1 pseudogene is annotated in these 336 nt (G+C 53.6%); it reads right to left on the bottom strand.

From position 1 onward, the window contains the following. Nucleotides 1–74: 74 nt before the first annotated feature. Nucleotides 75–336: pseudogene (locus tag HMPREF3056_RS13540) on the bottom strand (transposase); the annotation flags it as partial.

Genomic DNA, 336 nt, shown 5'->3' with positions numbered 1-336 from the left:
AAATATCGGCCTCCGAGAAATCCACGATGACCTTCTCCACCGGCAGGGTGTAGTCGAACCTGACTTGGCTCAAATTAGTGCCGAAGGGTTGGGGTGGTGATGGCGTTGACGAGGGTTTGGATTTCCGGGGGCAGTGGTACGGCGGCGTGGATGGTTTCGCCACCAATGTTGAGTTGAAAGCTGCGGTATTTCTTGAGTGTTCTCACCAGGCGTTTGATGGATTGACCACTTCGGGTCTCCATTAGGTGGGCTACTGCTAGTGCGGCGATGACAATGTTGAGATGTGCGGTGATGGAGTCTTGTTTTCTGGCGTAGATTGGGCGTGCTTTCAGGTCT

The organism is Corynebacterium sp. HMSC056F09, assembly GCF_001815785.1.
In the GTDB taxonomy this organism is placed as follows: domain Bacteria; phylum Actinomycetota; class Actinomycetes; order Mycobacteriales; family Mycobacteriaceae; genus Corynebacterium; species Corynebacterium hiratae.
The sequence above is the reverse complement of the archived record's forward strand: the minus strand, read 5'-3'. Positions and strand labels throughout refer to the sequence as shown.